This window comes from Methylocaldum sp. GT1TLB (assembly GCF_051027445.1).
In the GTDB taxonomy this organism is placed as follows: Bacteria; Pseudomonadota; Gammaproteobacteria; order Methylococcales; family Methylococcaceae; genus Methylocaldum.
This window is the reverse complement of record NZ_CP194898.1, coordinates 5,070,041-5,086,955: the sequence shown is the minus strand read 5'-3', so window position 1 is coordinate 5,086,955 and position 16,915 is coordinate 5,070,041. Positions and strand designations below refer to the sequence as shown.

General features: G+C 57.8%; 14 protein-coding genes. 3 read left to right on the top strand and 11 right to left on the bottom strand.

The features are described from left to right. Positions 1-345: 345 nt before the first annotated feature. On the top strand, positions 346-699 hold the full coding sequence (locus ACR2R1_RS22480) for a hypothetical protein (protein WP_077729019.1): 354 nt from the start codon (positions 346-348) through the stop codon (positions 697-699). A 108-nt stretch (positions 700-807) separates the two neighbouring features. Here ACR2R1_RS22480 and nifA read toward each other — a convergent pair whose 3' ends face one another. The 4 genes from nifA to ACR2R1_RS22460 form a co-directional block, all read right to left on the bottom strand. Beyond that, entirely contained in the window at positions 808-2,433 is a 1,626-nt protein-coding gene (gene nifA, locus ACR2R1_RS22475; RefSeq protein WP_086135363.1) for a nif-specific transcriptional activator NifA, read from the bottom strand. Between the two features lie 353 nt (positions 2,434-2,786). Next, complete coding sequence (gene cysE, locus ACR2R1_RS22470) at positions 2,787-3,614, bottom strand: serine O-acetyltransferase (protein WP_077729017.1); 828 nt, start codon at positions 3,612-3,614, stop codon at positions 2,787-2,789. An 825-nt stretch (positions 3,615-4,439) separates the two neighbouring features. Continuing rightward, on the bottom strand, positions 4,440-5,552 hold the full coding sequence (locus ACR2R1_RS22465) for a patatin-like phospholipase family protein (protein WP_077729016.1): 1,113 nt from the start codon (positions 5,550-5,552) through the stop codon (positions 4,440-4,442). A 102-nt stretch (positions 5,553-5,654) separates the two neighbouring features. Beyond that, positions 5,655-6,347: a hypothetical protein gene (locus tag ACR2R1_RS22460; protein ID WP_077729015.1), complete on the bottom strand. Its 693-nt coding sequence runs from the start codon at positions 6,345-6,347 to the stop codon at positions 5,655-5,657. A gap of 100 nt (positions 6,348-6,447) precedes the next feature. Here ACR2R1_RS22460 and ACR2R1_RS22455 point away from each other — a divergent pair, with 100 nt between their 5' ends. Both ACR2R1_RS22455 and ACR2R1_RS22450 read left to right on the top strand, forming a co-directional pair. Further along, complete coding sequence (locus tag ACR2R1_RS22455) at positions 6,448-6,717, top strand: hypothetical protein (RefSeq protein ID WP_077729014.1); 270 nt, start codon at positions 6,448-6,450, stop codon at positions 6,715-6,717. A gap of 134 nt (positions 6,718-6,851) precedes the next feature. Then, a complete protein-coding gene (locus tag ACR2R1_RS22450) occupies positions 6,852-7,067 on the top strand; it encodes a hypothetical protein (RefSeq protein WP_434112044.1) in 216 nt (71 codons plus the stop codon). A gap of 432 nt (positions 7,068-7,499) precedes the next feature. Here the strand turns inward: ACR2R1_RS22450 and eboE are convergent, their stop codons facing one another. Genes eboE through ACR2R1_RS22415 form a run of 7 tightly spaced genes read right to left on the bottom strand, consistent with a single transcriptional unit; the run spans position 7,500 to position 16,913 of the window. Next, positions 7,500-8,744, bottom strand: coding sequence for a metabolite traffic protein EboE (eboE, locus tag ACR2R1_RS22445; RefSeq protein ID WP_434112042.1), 1,245 nt, complete (start codon positions 8,742-8,744; stop codon positions 7,500-7,502). Further along, positions 8,741-9,619 (bottom strand): TatD family hydrolase, encoded by an 879-nt coding sequence (locus tag ACR2R1_RS22440; RefSeq protein WP_077729012.1) that lies wholly within the window; start codon positions 9,617-9,619, stop codon positions 8,741-8,743. The genes eboE and ACR2R1_RS22440 overlap by 4 nt, the downstream gene beginning before the upstream one ends. A gap of 26 nt (positions 9,620-9,645) precedes the next feature. After that, positions 9,646-10,506 (bottom strand): EboA domain-containing protein, encoded by an 861-nt coding sequence (locus ACR2R1_RS22435; protein ID WP_434112039.1) that lies wholly within the window; start codon positions 10,504-10,506, stop codon positions 9,646-9,648. A 46-nt stretch (positions 10,507-10,552) separates the two neighbouring features. Next, positions 10,553-11,431, bottom strand: a complete 879-nt coding sequence (locus ACR2R1_RS22430; RefSeq protein ID WP_434112037.1) for a UbiA family prenyltransferase — start codon at positions 11,429-11,431, stop codon at positions 10,553-10,555. Beyond that, on the bottom strand, positions 11,428-12,276 hold the full coding sequence (locus tag ACR2R1_RS22425; RefSeq protein WP_434112035.1) for a sugar phosphate isomerase/epimerase family protein: 849 nt from the start codon (positions 12,274-12,276) through the stop codon (positions 11,428-11,430). Before ACR2R1_RS22425 ends, ACR2R1_RS22430 begins: the two co-directional genes overlap by 4 nt. 13 nt (positions 12,277-12,289) lie before the next feature. After that, on the bottom strand, positions 12,290-14,434 hold the full coding sequence (locus ACR2R1_RS22420; protein ID WP_434112033.1) for a TonB-dependent receptor: 2,145 nt from the start codon (positions 14,432-14,434) through the stop codon (positions 12,290-12,292). Continuing rightward, the gene (locus ACR2R1_RS22415) at positions 14,427-16,913 is read right to left on the bottom strand and encodes a VWA domain-containing protein (RefSeq protein WP_086135353.1); all 2,487 of its coding nucleotides are present in this window, start codon (positions 16,911-16,913) and stop codon (positions 14,427-14,429) included. The genes ACR2R1_RS22420 and ACR2R1_RS22415 overlap by 8 nt, the downstream gene beginning before the upstream one ends. Between the last annotated feature and the right edge of the window lie 2 nt (positions 16,914-16,915).

Sequence of the window (16,915 nt, the reverse complement as noted above, 5' to 3'; positions counted from 1 at the left end):
GTCGCCAAGCATCAAGCAATAACGATGCCCATTCTCAATATAGACGCACAATACTGTTTTGTAAGGATATTTTTGAAATCGCCAGCGCCTGATTCGATTTTTCGCTATGTCAGGTTCGTGACAAAACCCTGTCTTCGTATTCCTCTTGTCGCGACCCCGAGGCGCATTTCCGACAAAACGGGGTTCATCGAAATTTGGAAGCCCCCGCCGCTATTTACAAATCGCGAGCTCGCTATTTCCTTTACTAAATAGCGTAAGAATGTAGAATCGGGCGCGTTCGGGGCTTGCATCGCACTCGACAGGCTGCCGAATCTGCACAACTTTCCTGTTCGATGGGGGTTCGCCATGACCATTCAGTGGAACGCCGATCTGCCGGACGACTATCACCGGCAAGCCATAGCGCCCGTGAGTTTCGAGCGCCACGTGGATACCTTCGCTCATGCCTGCAAGGAGCTAGGATTCGATGATGCCGGAGAACGATGCTTCTATCGGCATGAATTCACGCTGACCGAGGACCGCTTCGACGCGGAGGAATTTCCCGTCGAGGTCGGCGTTTACTGGGAAAGGGTCATCGCCTGGCGGCTCGTCAGCGGACTATGGCTTAAGCTGAAAATCTGGGCCGATCGCCTCGACCGATGCCCCCGCCGCTTCGTTACGCAAGCGCCGGAGCTCGTCGAGGAAGCGGAGATCGAGCGTTAGCGCCTTTTCACTTCAAACAGGTTTCGATTCCTGGGTCATCGCGAACGATGCGGTTCATGCCTCACCGCATCCTACGGACTCAAGGCGGGCGGCCAACTGGGAAAGGCTCTAAAGCTTCTTGATCTCGATGTTGTATTTCTGAAGAGCGTAGTGCATCTGCCGCGTCGTCATCCCGAGCAGCCGCGCGGCCTTGGCCTGCACCCACCCGCACTCCTCCATCGCCCAGATCAGCCTTTCGCGCGTCGATTTGAATTCCGGCACTCCTCTTCCCGCTTGCGAATCGTGATCGGGTTCGGCTGCGGCGGGAGCTTCCGCGGAAACGGCCGGAACCGGGCTCGACATTTGCGAGATCGGCCTCAGCGCCAGCGAAAAACACATGTTTTTCTGGCATGGCAGATTGATGTCGCGAATCGTTTTGCCGCGGGACATGGCCGCAGTCCGCTCCACGCAGTTTTCCAGCTCGCGGACGTTGCCGGGCCAATAGCATTCCGCCAGGATCTGTTTCGCCTCCGGCGACAGCATGAGCTGGCGCTGATTGGCGTGGTTGAAGCGTTCCAGGAAATGATCGGCCAATGGAAAGATGTCTTCGCGCCGTTCGCGCAGCGCCGGCAGGAGAATGGATATCACATTGATCCGAAAATAAAGGTCGGCCCGGAATTCGCCCTTGAGCACCGCATCCTCGAGATTGCGGTTGGTGGCCACGATCAGCCGTACGTCGACCTGTATCGGTTTATTGCCGCCCACCCGTTCGAATTCCCGTTCCTGCAGCACGCGCAGAAGCTTGACCTGGAAATTGGGAGATACGTCGCCGATTTCGTCGAGAAACAGCGTTCCGCCGTGGGCCAGCTCGAAGCGGCCTTTTCGCTCCTGCGTCGCGCCGGTGAAAGATCCTTTCTCGTGGCCGAACAACTCGGATTCCAGCAGGGTCTCGGACAAGGCGGCGCAATTGACCCGCACGAAAGGCCCGTCTTTGCGCGCGCTCAGATGGTGAATCGCGTGCGCGATCATCTCCTTGCCGGTCCCGGTTTCGCCGCGCAGCAGCACCGTGGAATGAACCGAGGCCGCCCGTTCCACATCGGCGAACACCTCTTGCATGCGCTGGCTCTGGCCGATGACGTTGACCAGCCCTCGAACGGGCTGGGCCGCCTTTTGCAAGCGGTGCTGCTCGATGATCCGCTGTTCGCGTTCCGCAGCCACGAGCTGGTGGAGCCTGATCGCCTGGCCGACCAGATTGGCCACCATCTTGAGCAAACGGACGTCGTGCTCCAGATGCCCATGGTAGGTCGTCATGTCGCGGTCGGCGCTGAGGACGCCTATCGTGTCCCCCATGGCCTTGATCGGAATGCCTATGAACGCGATCCTTTGCCCGCTCGAAAGATCGCGCGAGCCCGTCCTGTTGAGAAACTGCGGCTCTTCGGCGATATTGCGAACGACGATGGGAACGCCTGTCTTGATGATCTTGCCGACGATTCCTTCGCCCTTCCGGAATTGTCCTCGCTCGATTTCATCGCGAGACAAACCCGCCGCCCCAATAACATGCACGTCGGCGTTGTCCTGCACCAAGCTGATCATGCAGCGCAGCATGTGCATGTGCGATGAAAGAACGTTGAGCGCCTCCCGGAGGGTTTTATGGAGATCCAGGGAGGAGCTGAGAATCTTGCTGATCTCGTAAATCGTGATCAGCTCCAAATTCCTTTGCTTTTCCAATGGGTTAGCTGCTTCTCTTGCTGACATAGCCGGCCTCGTACGGTGGGGTTAGCCCGCAATTCCCTGATATGCTCGAATGCAGCTCTGATGAGCCTCCGCTGGCAACTTCAGAACTCGATTAATGGGATGAAGCAGGTTTTATGCCCGGTTTCGGCTTTGGAAATGGACCTCGGCCGCCCGGTTACGATCCGGAACGGCTGCCTTGGTCATAGGTAGCCCCGAAGGGCAATGCCGGTCGCTATCGGACCGGCGGGACTGGTTCGATCAAGCTACGGAAAATGCGGCATGGGACACGTCGATAAACGGTTCAACATTGACGGAGATTTGCTGTATTCGAGGTCGGAGTTCGTCCCATCCTCATCACGTCGGGCGAGCCAGGCTCAGAGCCGCCCACCTCTTATATTGCCGACGTTTCGCAATGCGTATAAACGGTCATTTTCAGGGGGAGTCATCGCGGCAACCAGATTTTCCAGCGACTCGATGCGAGCCTTCATGTCGGCCATGGTCTGATTCACGACATCCGGGATGTGGTGATGATCGAGATCGATCCGCTGCGGATTCATGGTAACGCCTTCCTTGGGCTGCACGATCCTCCCCGGAATGCCGACCACGGTCCGGTTTGCCGGCACGTCCTTGACGACGACCGAATTGGCGCCTACGCGCACGTTGTCGCCCAGGGTAATCGGCCCGAGAATCTTGGCGCCGGCGCCGACCAGAACGCCGTCGCCCAGAGTCGGGTGGCGCTTGCCTTTGTTCCAGCTCGTACCTCCCAGCGTGACGCCATGGTAAAGCGTGACGTCATCGCCGATTTCCGCCGTTTCGCCTATGACCACCCCGGCTCCGTGATCGATGAAAAAGCGGCGGCCGATGGTCGCTCCGGGATGAATGTCGATATTGGTCCAAAGCCGCGTCAAGAACGCCAGCAAGCGCGCCCCGTAAAAAAATCCGCGTTGCCACAGACGATGGGCCACGCGGTGTATGAGAACGGCATGCAGGCCGGGGTAAGTCGTCAACACTTCGAAGCGAGTACGGGCGGCGGGATCGCGGCCGAAAACGCAGGCCACGTCTTCTCGCCATTCCGCGAATAGATTCTGCGCCCGGGAACCGGAGGGCGGTCTTGGCGACGGGGCCGACGCGGGCCGAGCGTCCGAATCCGAGAGAGATTCAACTTTGCGGTCCAGAATCTCATAGCTCGCTTGATGTCTCATGGTCCCGCTACCTCTATCTCGCTCGTGCGCCGTTGACGGCTTGAAAAGTACTCGTGGAGAAATACCGACTGCCGGTGGCCTCGGTTTGATGAATTCGCATTCGGGTACAGCCATTCGGCAATGATTTGGTTCTTCGGAAGCATGCCTCATGCCATGACAAATCCAGACCAAAATGCCTTTAAATCAACGCTTGGCGGACTTATGCCGATCGATGCCGATAGTGGCAAACACGACAATCCGTAATTAATTGTGAGACTTCTTACAAATTCGGGTGGCGAATCCGTTCTCGTCGTCCAAACGATTCTTGGAGATTCGAGACGATCGCGGATGGGGCATAAGCTTGCCCCTTATAGTGCAGTCGTTGAGTTTTTCGTGAGGATTTGCGGTTCGCGCTGAACCACTATGGACGGCGCGGCACCATATTAGCGCATAGCCGGCGGATACGTTTTCCGTGGCCGAATCATACCTTCGAAAATTGCGCTATGGTTCAAACACTTATCGGATGGTCAATATCTGGCACAACCGTTGCTTAAAGATTATCGGCATATCTTATCCTCCCACTTCAACGAGTGTTGAGTTAACCCGGCTTCGGCCGGGTTTTTTATTGAGAATAAAAAAAGCCCCGTTTGTCGGGGCGGTTCGTCCGTGAACCTGGTTGGCGGCGCCATTCTGTCGCACCGTTACCCGCGCGGGAATGCGTATTAATGCGTATTCCGGGATATTACGGTTTGCCGTCCGGAGAATTTGGTCTACGCTGAATATGTCGCATCAATTCTTGTGATTGTCTTCGGCGACAACCCGGCTCGCACCCCGTAGCCGGGTTTTTTATGGGTCCATCGGCGGACGGGAACTCGTTTGTTTTAACCTTGATTCCAAAAACCGCCGTCCTTGCTCTTCGCCATCCTGGACGAGACGGGCGATATGTTCGGGGCAGCGATCGAGTTTGCTTTCGTAATTCAAGCTTTTCGCCAATTCGACCGACATCTCTATTCTCGGGATATGGTAGGGCGCGTCCGGATCGTCGGGGAACGATCGAGGAATCTTTATTGGTTCCTTGATATCGAATTCGGCCAAAAATTCGTCCTTGAACGCTCCTGCGACGATGAAATCGTTGATCCGCTCGATTTGGCGCAGACTGTGAAACAAGGATATGTTGCCCGTCAGTTCGTTATGGCGATCAAGAATGTCGTCCGGCGCGACCGGGATTTCATCGGCCGTGGTTGGATTGATCTTAATCACCCAGATTTCATTGGGGATGTTTCGAGCGCCGACGAACCGGGGATCGATCAAAGTAGAAATCGGCGGATTGTCGGAAAACAGCCCGTCCCAATAGGCCATTTCGCCAATCGACACCGCCGGGAAGATGCTGGGAACGCACGCCGAAGCGAGGAGATAATCGATTTTGATCGGCTCGAGGTATGAACTGAACTTATGCAGTCGGCCGGTGAGCACATTGCAAGCGCCTATGATCAGAATCGGCGGCTCCGTTTGCTGACCCAGAGCGGCCAGTTTGTCTGCATCGATATGGGTTTCCAACAGCGTCCGAAGATCCGTGAATTCGTTCCGAATACCGAGAGTCGCAACCGAAAAGGAACTGCGCGCCACCGGAGACGAGGGGCTCACGTTGTACTGGGGCATCAGTCCCTTTCCCGTCAGATAAAGCGAGTGGATAACGGAATCATTGAAAAGGCGTTCCTGATACGTCTGGGCGGTATTGTCGTTCCAGAAATCCAAAACCCGCTTGCAAAAGGGTTTTTCGCCGTGTTTCAAGGCGTACCAAAGCATGAAACCGCAGATGGCACCGCCCGAGGTTCCGCTAATGCTGACGATGTTGAAATGATCTTGAACATTGTTTTCCGCAAGGGCTTTGAAGACGCCGGCCGTAAACGCGGTTTGGCTTCCGCCTCCCTGGCAGGCGATGGCAACTTTGGGTTTCATCGAGAAAAATCCTCCGAAAATGCGTTAAGCAGATGATGAGCAGGATTGTGATTTCGTCCTGATCCCCGGTTTACCAACGGCCGGCCGAGTGGTTTCGCCTTTCTACCTAACCGGATAGGTCGCCAACTGGCCCAGCCCAACCAAAACCATCACCCCGGCGATGCTCAACAATGCGACGCGGACCCGAAACTTACTGAAATGCGCGGCGATGCCCGTGAAGAACAGGGCGGCGGAAAAGATCACCGTTGTGAGTACATAGTCGTCGCCCTGCTGGTTGGCTGCCTGGGCCTGATCGGAAGCTGTCCCCGCTTCCTGTTCCAATTGAGCAGCCCGGTCGGAAAGTTCCTGGCGGTACTCCGGCAGGACGAAGGGCGAGCTGGGTGCGGCAGCATTTTCCAGCGGCCGGCTGGCCACCCAGGCTTCGAAGGCCGGCCTGAATTCGGGTCGAAAGCGTTGTTCGAAAAATCTCGCCCGTTCTTCGTCGCCGTCCTTATAGGCATTGAGCCACTCGATGAAAAGCTCCAGGTCGACGGATCGGTAAAGATAGGCGAACGTGGACATGCGGGTCGCTTGGACCCACCGTATGGAGGAAGTGTTGTAGTTGGTCGATTGAACGCCGCTCCAGCGTTTGGACTGGTAACCGGCCCACGACGAAGCCAGAGCCGCAACCGACAGCAGGATCGCGCTGGCGATGTCCAGCCAATATTCGTATGACATAGAAGCTTGATGCTGCGCCGTCCCCTCATCAGAGGACGCGGCCGTCTTGCCGGATTCGGTGCTGTCGTCCTTTGCCATCGTTCCTCCCTGTTGTTGGCCTCACGGCCCCTTACTTCTCCATACACAGGCCGCCGTTATTCGGAGCGTTTCCTCGATCGGCAGTCTCGGCAAAGACCGAATGATCGCCCTCGAAATCCCCAGGATGGATTTCGCTGCCCACTCCGGCGAGAGAATGCGCTCGGGGCGTTACACGATCAATACAGGAAATTACAGGGGGGAAGCACCGCTAACTCTCCTTCTTGGTTATGTTTATCGGGCGGAAAACCCGGTTTGGCCGGGTTTTTATCGGATGATTGATCAAAAGATCATGTCTTGTGACAAGCGACATCTAGCAAGATGCTTTGCACACAACTTTGCATCATTTGGCGCGAAGTTCTCTTTTTTATAAAAAAATCAACATAATACGTTTGCATATTGACTTGCACAAAAGTGTTCACCAATGTCGGACATCACTGTCGAAACCCATCGGGCAGGACCATTCACGTTTCGCGTCGGGGCCAAACTAGAAGCATTAAAAAGCTGTTGAATAGTAAAGAAATCAACCTACGACAGTACCAGGTACTGGAATATTTGGCGTCCCGTCCGAGCGGAATTAAGCTTTATGAACGCAATCTTTGGTATCGCTCTATTTACCGCAATGTTTCTGCAGCTACGGAAAGCCGCGATTGGAAAAACCTGCTGGCGCAGGGGTTGGTGGAAAAAACCGAGCATGGAGTTGTTTCTCTGAAGCGCATGTAGGCCACGACCAAGCGGTCTGATTCCATTCGGCATTCGAGTGAACATTAATCGTAGGGTGGGTTAGCGCAGCGTAACCCACCGATTCGAGGTCGCTCGGTGGGTTACGGCCTTGCGGCCTAACCCACCCTACAAAAATTAATGCCTTATTGAAAGCGATTTGGGATCACCTCATTGCCGGCGGCACATAACCGCGGCTCGCCCTTTTTGTGCCGGCTGGAACACCCGCAAAGGGACCGGATGGGATCAAGAAAGGACAATACGCATCTTTCAAGTCGCTTGGCACATGGCCGCCTCGCTCATTGGACCACATTCTTTTCAAACCTCGCTGCTCTAACCAAGTGCTAGGTTTGAAGACAGGTCCTTAGACAGGATCGAGACGTGGCACAGACCTTTACCCTTTGATAGACCCGTTGCATCAAGAATATCCTCGTCTTACATGCTTATTTCTTGATCACACTCCGAGCCATGAAGCAGCTCTCGCTCGTTCATTTCTGCTTCGACCCATTGAATTTCCTGCACAAGGCTTGTCAGAAGACCGTCCTCGGTCTGGGGTCTTAGCTCTTCGGGCAGAACATGCCAGGTATAGGTTTCAATTTCCAGGTGCGGTTTTAAGTCCGACGTGTTCCTGAGAAAGTCGAACACCTTACCGATCTGATCACGGGTCGTTCCTAATGCTCCATTTCCGAACCCGCTGATTTGTAACGGGACATGGAAGTGAATACGCCAAGGTGCATGCGTCGCCCAAGCGGAGTCATTCAATACGATGGGAAGATCCCTTGCACCTATTACCCGTCCATCGCCAAGTTGCGAACGTACTTGATGAAGGTACCGCGGCTCGGCAAAACCTTGTAAAACTTGCCGAACTTCCGGGTCCGACGGGTCGATGACCTCCAATGCGCTGGAAAGCTGAATTTTTCCGATTTCAATGCCCGCGTTTCGAAGTCGAGCCAATGACGCGGAAACATCTTCGAACATGACGGCTTGGTGGCAGACATCGAGGCATACGCCCAAGTACTCGCGAATCAGTTCGGGTTTCAGGCGTGCGCGCTGTGCCGCTTCCGGGAGATCGCGCTGAAAAAAAACAATGGCTTCATCGGTGGACTCCAGTGCGGCATCGGGCTCCATTTCCAGACACACGCGGATACGTTTGCCGCTGACTTCGTGCAGCCGTTCCAGTGCTGCTGCAAGTCTGCACAAAGTATCTGCCGCTTTTCGGGTTTGCTCGATCGTCCACCCATACCTGTATCCAAGGGGAACCGTCGATATGGTGGCCTCGCTTTGCCATTCCGGTAAGCATGCCGCGAGCAATTGGGCGAGATCGAGGGTGTAATCGTAACGTGCCGGTTCCGTCCAAGCGGGCAGGTAGACCCGTTCCTTGAGCGAGATCGAGTGAAATCCGCCGTATGGAAACCCGTTCAAGGTAAAGAGTTCGAGCCTGCATCGATTGAGAAGATCGATAAATTCGAGGCCCTGCCGGGATATTTCCCGCAACTCTGCCGCAACGCTTTGGCTGAGCCAGAGCCCGGTTCCCATGGATGCAATCCGGCGACGCTCGCGCACGCCGTTGACCGAATAGCTGATTACGCGGCGAACCTCGTCGAAGGTTTCTCCCGGGTGAACGTTGGCGCAATAAGTGAGCTCATGGCGATGCCATTTGGGTCGAGATGCGTCACTCACTGCACGACCGGTAGTTGTCCGCGCAGCACCGAATTGTTCTCCCAGAGTCGGGTCTGGTCGATTTTGACAGGTCCCACTTCTTCCAGGGAAATGCGGCCACTCTGCGCATAAAAGTTGATTGGGTTGACGTACAGCACGTATTCGATCTGATCCTCGTTGAACCCGGCCTGACGCATGGCTTCGCCCGTCTTCGGCACTTTGAGCGGATCGCTCCGCCCCCAGTCAGCGGCGCTGTTGACGACCATCTTTTCCAATCCGTATTTCTGCAGCAGGGCCACCATGCGCTCCTCGCTCATCTTGGTGTGCGGATATACCGAGTGCCCGCGCCAGCAGCCGGTCTCCAAAACCAAAGGCAGCGTCTCCTCGTTCAGATGATCGATCAACACCATTTCTTCATCCATGTTCATCTCCCGAATGAGGGCAATGGTTCGCTCGGTGCCGCGCTTTTTATCCCGATGGGGGGTGTGCACCAACACCGGCAGGTTCAAGTCCTTGGCGATTTGCAACTGCTCGGCGAAGAATCGCTCTTCCCCGTCGGTCATGTCGTCGTAGCCGATCTCGCCTACGCCGACGACACCGTCCTTCTCGCAATAAAGCGGTATGAGTTTCATGACCTCTTCGGCTAGAGCCGTGTTGTTGGCTTCCTTCGGGTTCAGTCCGATAGTGCAATAATGCCGAATGCCGAACTGACTGGCCCGGAAACGCTCCCAACCGACGAGCGAGTCGAAGTAATCTATAAAAGTGCCCGGCTGGGTACGCGGTTGCCCCTGCCAGAAAGCGGGCTCCACTAAGGCGACTATGCCGGCGGCCGCCATGTTCTCGTAGTCGTCGGTGGTACGGGAAAGCATATGGATGTGAGGGTCGAAATAGCGCATGAAAGACTCCTGGACTTCAACTGATATCAACCACCTGCGGCGGCGCCTAGAATTTCCCGCACGTGCTCGTCCGTTTCGAGGCTAAACCGCTGATCGAGCGCGGCGCGCAGCTCCGGAAACCGCTTTAACGACTGCACCATGGCCTTCGCCGAGTAGTACCGATGCAGTGGGTTCGGGTCGTCAAGATAACGACGTACAAACTCGACACCCTTCACTGAGGCATAGGGTAAAAGGGCCATCCAGATTTCCGGAGGCACGTCGCGATCGGCGGCCAACAGTTCGTCGACGTAGTCCTCGCACATGCGCGAGAGTTCGGAATTCACGCGTTGTCCGAGACCGTAGATCAAATCGGCGTTAAGGCGTACGAAGAGAGCCTTGAGCACCATCTGATTGAATTCCCGATCGGAATAATAGGCCGCGGGATAAGGATTCAGCAGTGCGATCGACGAAACCAGTACAAGGCTGTTGGCACGTCCGGCTTCCAGCGCCAAGGACTTCAAGCGATCGGCGGAAGGAAACAGTGCCAGCCCTCTGACGATCGCGGCACGCTCGGATTCATCCCCTTGGCGAAAAAGGCTCGTTACCAGCGTCTCCGCCTGCTCCGGCTCCCGCTGCAAACATAGAAGAATCATGGCAATACGGCCTGCGTCGCCGCTTTCCCAGTGATCTATCGCGACCGGCCCGACTGAGCTAATCAAAGGCGAATATCCGGCGCCAAGCGGTTGGCGGCCAAGCTGCCGGCGGGCCTGGGTTGAACACCGGCCGAGATCGGGTGCCAGCGCTTTGCTGTTCTCGAGTTTAGTTAGCGCTTCCCGCAGCCAGTCATTCTGCTGGTCGGAGCAAACGTCGCCAATCGCGCTGACCAGGCTGTTCAACATCTCAGTCATTGATGAATCCGGTAAAAAGCCTGCCACGGGAGCGATCGATTCTTGTTTATGTAACCCTGATATGCCGGGCGAGCAGGCGGCTTGGCAAAACGAAGGATAACACCAGTACTCCACCCCACCAAGGTCCGCCGCAGAAAGCGAGCAGAGCGTCGAGCGGAATGATGCCCAGCACCAGGCTCTTGACGGAACGCTGCACGCTCTCCGGTGTCGGCTCGCGGTAGGTCGCTATCAGTTCCCGCAGAACGCTCCATAGAGCGAGCACCAAAAGGACCAAAGGCCAAGCGTGCGGCAGCGTTCCCGACATAACCAGACCGACAAGAAGCAGAGCGGCGCCGATGACTCCTACAATGCACTGCACGATAGGCCTTCGGGAGAATCCGGACGTCTCTATGGAACTGAGCCGAGTCAGGCTGATCACGTAAATCAGGATCACCAAGGGCACGGACAGCAGCGCGCCGTCGAGATCGACGATGGACAACCCGAGTACCCAGTTCAAATAGCGGCAGCCGCCCATCGCCAGGGCGCCGACGGCACTCCCTTTGGCCAAGCCGTCGTAGATAAAGATGAGCGCGGCCAGCGCGAGCGCCCAATACAACTGAGTCTCGCCGACCATCCCCGCGGAGACGACGCCTAACGCCAGGAGCAGCCCCCCCAGCAACCATGCCGTCGAAATCGGGATTCGACCGGAGGGGAGCGGTCGGAACGGACGATCGCGGCGATCTTCCTCGTAGTCGAAACAATCGTTGAAGACCATTCCGCCCGAATAAAGAAATGCCGAGGCCAGCATGAGAAGCAGCAAGCTTCCCCAGCGTATCTGCCCACCCGTTGCAATCAGATGGGCTGCCAGGCTGTTCGAAACGGCGGTAAAGGCGTTGGGAATGCGCACCAATTGCAAATAAGGCAGCCAGATTCTCTCGGCGATCACGGGTTTTCTCCCAACAGCGCAGTGAGATAAGCAAGCGCCCGGCTTCCCGCTTCCACGGGTTTATCGGGGTAGCTGTAGAGTTCGACGGTAAGAAATCCCCCGTAGCTGATACCCCGCAAGGCGTGCAAGTAACGTTGGAAAGGCAGTTCGCCGTCGCCGGGAACTCGATGGAAATGTTTTCGGTCTTTGATGTCCTCGACGTGCACGTTCCAGATGCGTCCCTCCAGAGCGGAAACGGTTTCCTCGACAGGCTCGCCGTCAAGGAACGAGTGGCCGATATCGAGGTTGACGCCGAGCACAGGCGAACCCACGGCGCGGATCACGTCCAGCGCTTCGGAGGCCCGCTCGACCAGCAAGCCCGGTTCGTACTCGATGCCGATTCGAACGCCGTAATCGGCAGCCACGCCACAGATTCTGACTAGGCTTTCGACGAAATAGGCTATCGACCGCTCCGGTTCGCAGGCTGACGTCGGCCGGCCGGAGGTCACGCTCACACAGCGCGCGCCGACCTCTCTGGCCAGCCGGACAGCTTCGATGGTGTAGTTTTCGCGCCACCGCCGCAGCTTTTCGTCCGGGTTTGTGAGAGCCGGTTCGAACACGTTTTCCGGCGGCGAAGGCGAATAGTATCCATTGGCCGTATTCGCATTCAGATTGCTTACCCCCAGTCCCGTCTCGTTCAAGATCGCCTTTACTTCGTCCAACGCGCCGCGGTCGACCTGCCCCGGAAACCAGTGAGGACGATCGCAAAGTATCTCGACGCCGGCGAATCCCAGCGAGGCGATTTGCCGGAGTGATTCCGGCAAATCGAAGCGGGTAAAGGCGTTTGTGCTATACGCGAGCTGCATCTAAGTCCCCCAATCAAAACTTCCAGTCGGCCGCCAAAACGAAATTCCGGCCGGGTTCATTCAGACCCGATCCGTGAATGCGGTAGTCTTCGTCGGTCACGTTTTCCAGGGCCAGGCTCAGCTTGAGGTCGCGGTAGACTTGCCAGCCGCCGCGCAGCGTCAAAACCGTGTAGCCCGGCGTTCCTCCCGGAGGAATGCGCTGATTGTCGGCACGATCGGAAGAACTCAGCCGGTCCTGTTCCTCGGCGACCGTCACCACGCCTTCCGCCCATAACTTGCCGTCCGGATGATCCCATCGGAGCCCTACGTTGCCCATGATCGGCATCAGCCGATCGATGTATTCCTCGGTCGGAGAGGAACTCGCCGACGGATATCCGTCGATACGCCCGTGCATCCAGGTGAATGCGCCGAACGCGGTGAACTGGGACAGAAACCGATAGCTCCCGGCGATTTCGACGCCGTGGATATATCCGTCTCCGGCATTGCTCTTGGTCACCTCTCGGCTTCCGTTCACGGTTCTGCCCGTGGGTTTTCGAACGATCATGTCTTCGACGTCGGTGTAAAAATAAGCAATCTGGCTCGAAAAGTTTTCGTGCTGGGTCTTGATGCCGAACTCGTAGGCGATGAAGTCTTCCGGCCTCAAATTTGGCGCCGGAGTCTCCAACTCCCCCGATCGGGCGATGTCGAAGCGGGTCAGGTCGGAGAGGTTCGGCGCGCGGAATCCTTGGGAGATGCCGCCGAACACGTGCCAATGTTCCGCATCGTCGACGTGGTAGGTGGCTCGGACAGTCCCGAGCACGTTGTCCCAGCTTCTTTCAAGCCGTGTCTGCCGGCCGGTCAGGGGGTCCTTGACGCGATCGGCGCCCGCTTCGATGTGGTTGTAACGGCCGCCTATGACCAAATCGAGCGAATCGATCAGCCTGATATCGTCCTGAACGAAGACCCCCAGCGTGTCGTAGCGCGCATCGTCGGCGACCGGGCCCTGAATTTCCTTCGATGTCAACCGCCCGGCGGCATTGTAGTTATTCTGATAGGAACGCACCTCGTCATGGTAGTACTCGACGCCGTAAGTCCAAAACCCCACCGGGCTAAAACTGTCGAGCTGGGCGAAAAAGCCGGTGGTGCCCACGTCGAATCCGTTTCGCTCGCTGCGAAGATTGTTCCGGACCCGCAACTGGTCCTCGCTCTGGAGATGATAGGAAACGCTGACCCGAGCGCCGTCCACGAAAGAATCGAAATTCCTGCCATGGTACTGGAGATAGGTCAGCTCCCGATACTGATCCAAGGAGAGTTCCCGGTCGGTTCCGACTTGAGTGCCGGCGAAACTCTTGCCGAACGCGGTTCTGTGCGTACGCCACGCATTGTCCGGATCGACCCTCTGATGAGCCAGCACGAACTTGTGGTCTGGATTGAGGAAATACTCCAGCTTCAAATCGGCATCCTGCTCGTCGTAGCCGGTCATCGGCTGCTTGCCGGTAGGCTCGCCTGCCTCCAAATCTCCATAGCTCTTGATCGACGCGCCGGCCAGGAAGCCGATGCGCTGATCCCAACTGCCGCTGATTTCCGCCCGGCCGGTGTGGGAGTCCTCGGCATCGGCGAAACGATAATAGACTCGCCGGTCCCACAGAAAACCGTCGCCGTACTCATCGCGGCCGCGGGTCAAAGCATTGACGGTGCCGCCGACGGCATCGCTGCCGTAAAGCACGGAACTCGGCCCCTTGATGACTTCCAAGCTCCGGACGGTGAGCGGATCGACAGTGTTCCAGTATTGGTTGGGACCGTCGCGGAAGACCGAATTATTGAGCCGGATGCCGTCGATCAGGAACAGGGTCCGGAAACCCGTGAAGCCGCGCAGAAATGGCGAACCCTGGCCGTGGCCGGTCTTTTGCACCATAACCCCCGGCATCCCGCTAAGTGCTTCGGGCACCGTCCGTGACATGCGGCGGTTCTGAATATCCCCGTCGGTGACGCGCTCGGTGCTGTAAGGCAGATCGAAAGCGGGCTTATCGGTCCGGGTACCGGTGATCATGATCGGGGCAAATTCGAAGAACTCGGTTCCGGGCGATAGTGAGTCCCGCTTTGCCGTATCGGCACGGGCCGGAGATCCATTGATCAGGCTGATCGTCAGCAATGTGAAGGTGAAGGGATGCTTAGTCATTTTTTGTTGTCTTCTTGCACAAAAACCCCCGAAAACCGCCGACCCTTTCGCAAACCAGCAGCAACAGATAGCTCGCGCCCGCCAACCCCGCCAAAAGGGGGCGCAAGCTCACGGCGACCGGCGAATCGACGGCGATTTCGCCATCGCTCGGCCAAGGGCGAATCAGCCCCTCCCGAAACCATCTATCCCCCAGGGACTCGCCGTTTCCGGAAGAACCGGCCTCTTCCTCCGATTCATGCAGGGCCGCCGTTTGCAGGCTCCGGTCCCCGGCTTTGAATACCGCGCGATAGATACCCGGCAGACTGACCGGCAGATCGCCCCGATAGCGGCCGGGAGCGATGCGATTCAGGGGAATCCGGTACGTGCCGCCCGAAGGCGTGGTGACGACGGACTCAACCGCCGGGTACTCGGCCCACTCGCTCTTATCGGAAGCCAAAGCTTCGAGTTCCAGCTCCAGACGGCCCGGACGGTCATGGATTTGGGCATGCAGCAAGGGACTGAGGGTGGCGGCACTGATCCAATCGATGAGACCGCCGAAAAAACGCCCCCAGTCGGACCACGCCAGCCAAGCCGGGGCCCACGCGTTCAAGCCGGCCGGAAGAGCCGCGACCTTACCGCCGCCGACCTGCCTGACCGCCAGCAGCGGATCGCCGTTCGGCGATTCCAGAAAGACCGTCGCTTCGGGCTGGGGGCTGGTGACCATATACCCGGACAAGACCGGCCAGGACACGACATCGGTAAAGAAAGGCAGCGTTTTTCGCGATTGGGGAGCGACTTTTCCCAATTCCGCCGCATCGCGGTATTTTTCCACTTCGCGCCGCATGAGCCGGGGAAGTTGGGCCAATTGCCGAACATGCATGACCTTGCCGCGCCCCATACGGGCGAGCCGCTCGAGCGCGGGCATGGCAGCTTGGTTGCCCACTGCCAGAGCGATCACTTCGATATCGGCGTCCGCGAGTTTTTTCTCGATGCCGCCGAAATCGCCCTCCAGGAAGCGGCCGTCGCTGACCAGCACCAGGATGCGCCTTTCGGTCCCGTCGTGTGACAAACGTTCGACCGCCGATTCGAGGGCCGGCAGCAAGCGGGTGCCGCCGGAAGGCGTGAAGGCCAAAGTCCGTTCCAGCATTTTCGCCGGCTCCTCGTAAACGCCGAGAGGCAGGACCTCGTGAACGCCGGCGTCGAATACGGTGAGACCTACGCGGTCCCTCTCCCATAAACCCCGGACCGTTTCCAGCACGGCTCGACGGGCCATGCCCAAGCGGCTGACTCCGCCGCGGTCCTGGTCCATGCTGCCCGACTTGTCGAGCAGGAATAAAACCGATGCCGCCTGCTGGGTGTCCCGGCCTTCGGCCGTCACCGGCAAGATTTTCTCCAGGGCCGAATGGCGGTAAGCGCCTGCGCCGAAGCTGTTCGCACCGCCCAGCACCAGGAGCCCAAGCCCCGACCGACGCACGCCGTCGATCAAGGCCGACCAGGCATCCGGAACCATGTCGCCGATGGCCACGTCGTCCAAAACCACTGCGCCCCAGCTTTGCATGTCGAGCTCACGCCGGGGAAACTCCACCGGCGGGATGATCCGCACGGCCCGCCCTATTCGCTGTAAGCCGAGCGCGGCGGGCGGCGGGCGGTTTGCCGAGCTGACGTAAAGGATGGGCCGCGGGTCGACTGCATTGATCAGTGCGATACGCGCGTTATTGCTGAAATCCCGGTCCGTGCCGGATTCAAGTGAGAATTCGAGCCTGCATATGCCCGGCGGGCAGGGGTCGATCGGAATCTGGGCGACGTTTTCGCCCCGTCGCCCGAAATCGATTTCGATGCTTTCGCGATCCTGCCCGTTCACCCGCAAGGCCAGCCGCCCCGTCGTCGAGGGAGAGCCGGATACGCGAACGATGACAGGAATCTTCTGCCCGGCATGAACGTAAGTCGGGTATTGGACGTCCAGAATCGCGCCATCTCCAGGGTCGGCTTCGCCGGATGGAATAAAGCCGTAGACCGGAACACTCGATGCGGCGGCTATTTTCAGGGCATGTTCCGCTTGGCCACGGGTTTCACGCATGTCGCTGACCACCAGCAGGGCGGATGACCGATCGGGGCGAACCCGCCGGAGCGCGGCTCGCAAAGCCGTCTCGAGATCGGTGGCGCTACGGTCCAAGGGCAGCCGCCGGGGATAACTCGGTGACGACAGTAATTTTTCCCGCCCTTTCTGTCCGTCTATGGATGCGGAGTAATCGTCGACCGCTGCGGCGGCGAAACGGATGATATGGAGTTCCGCGCCCGGAGCTTCGGCGAGCTGTTGCGCCAACACCGGCCATGTCGTATCGAGTCCGTTCCCCATGCTCGCGGAGTCGTCCAGGAGAATGAAAAACTCTTCGATGGCGGTATTCCGGGATATCGTCGGATTGAACAGAGCCAGCAGCAAAAGGCCCAAAACGCCCAAGCGGGCGTACAGAGCGCGGGATGACGGGATATCACCGGTCATGG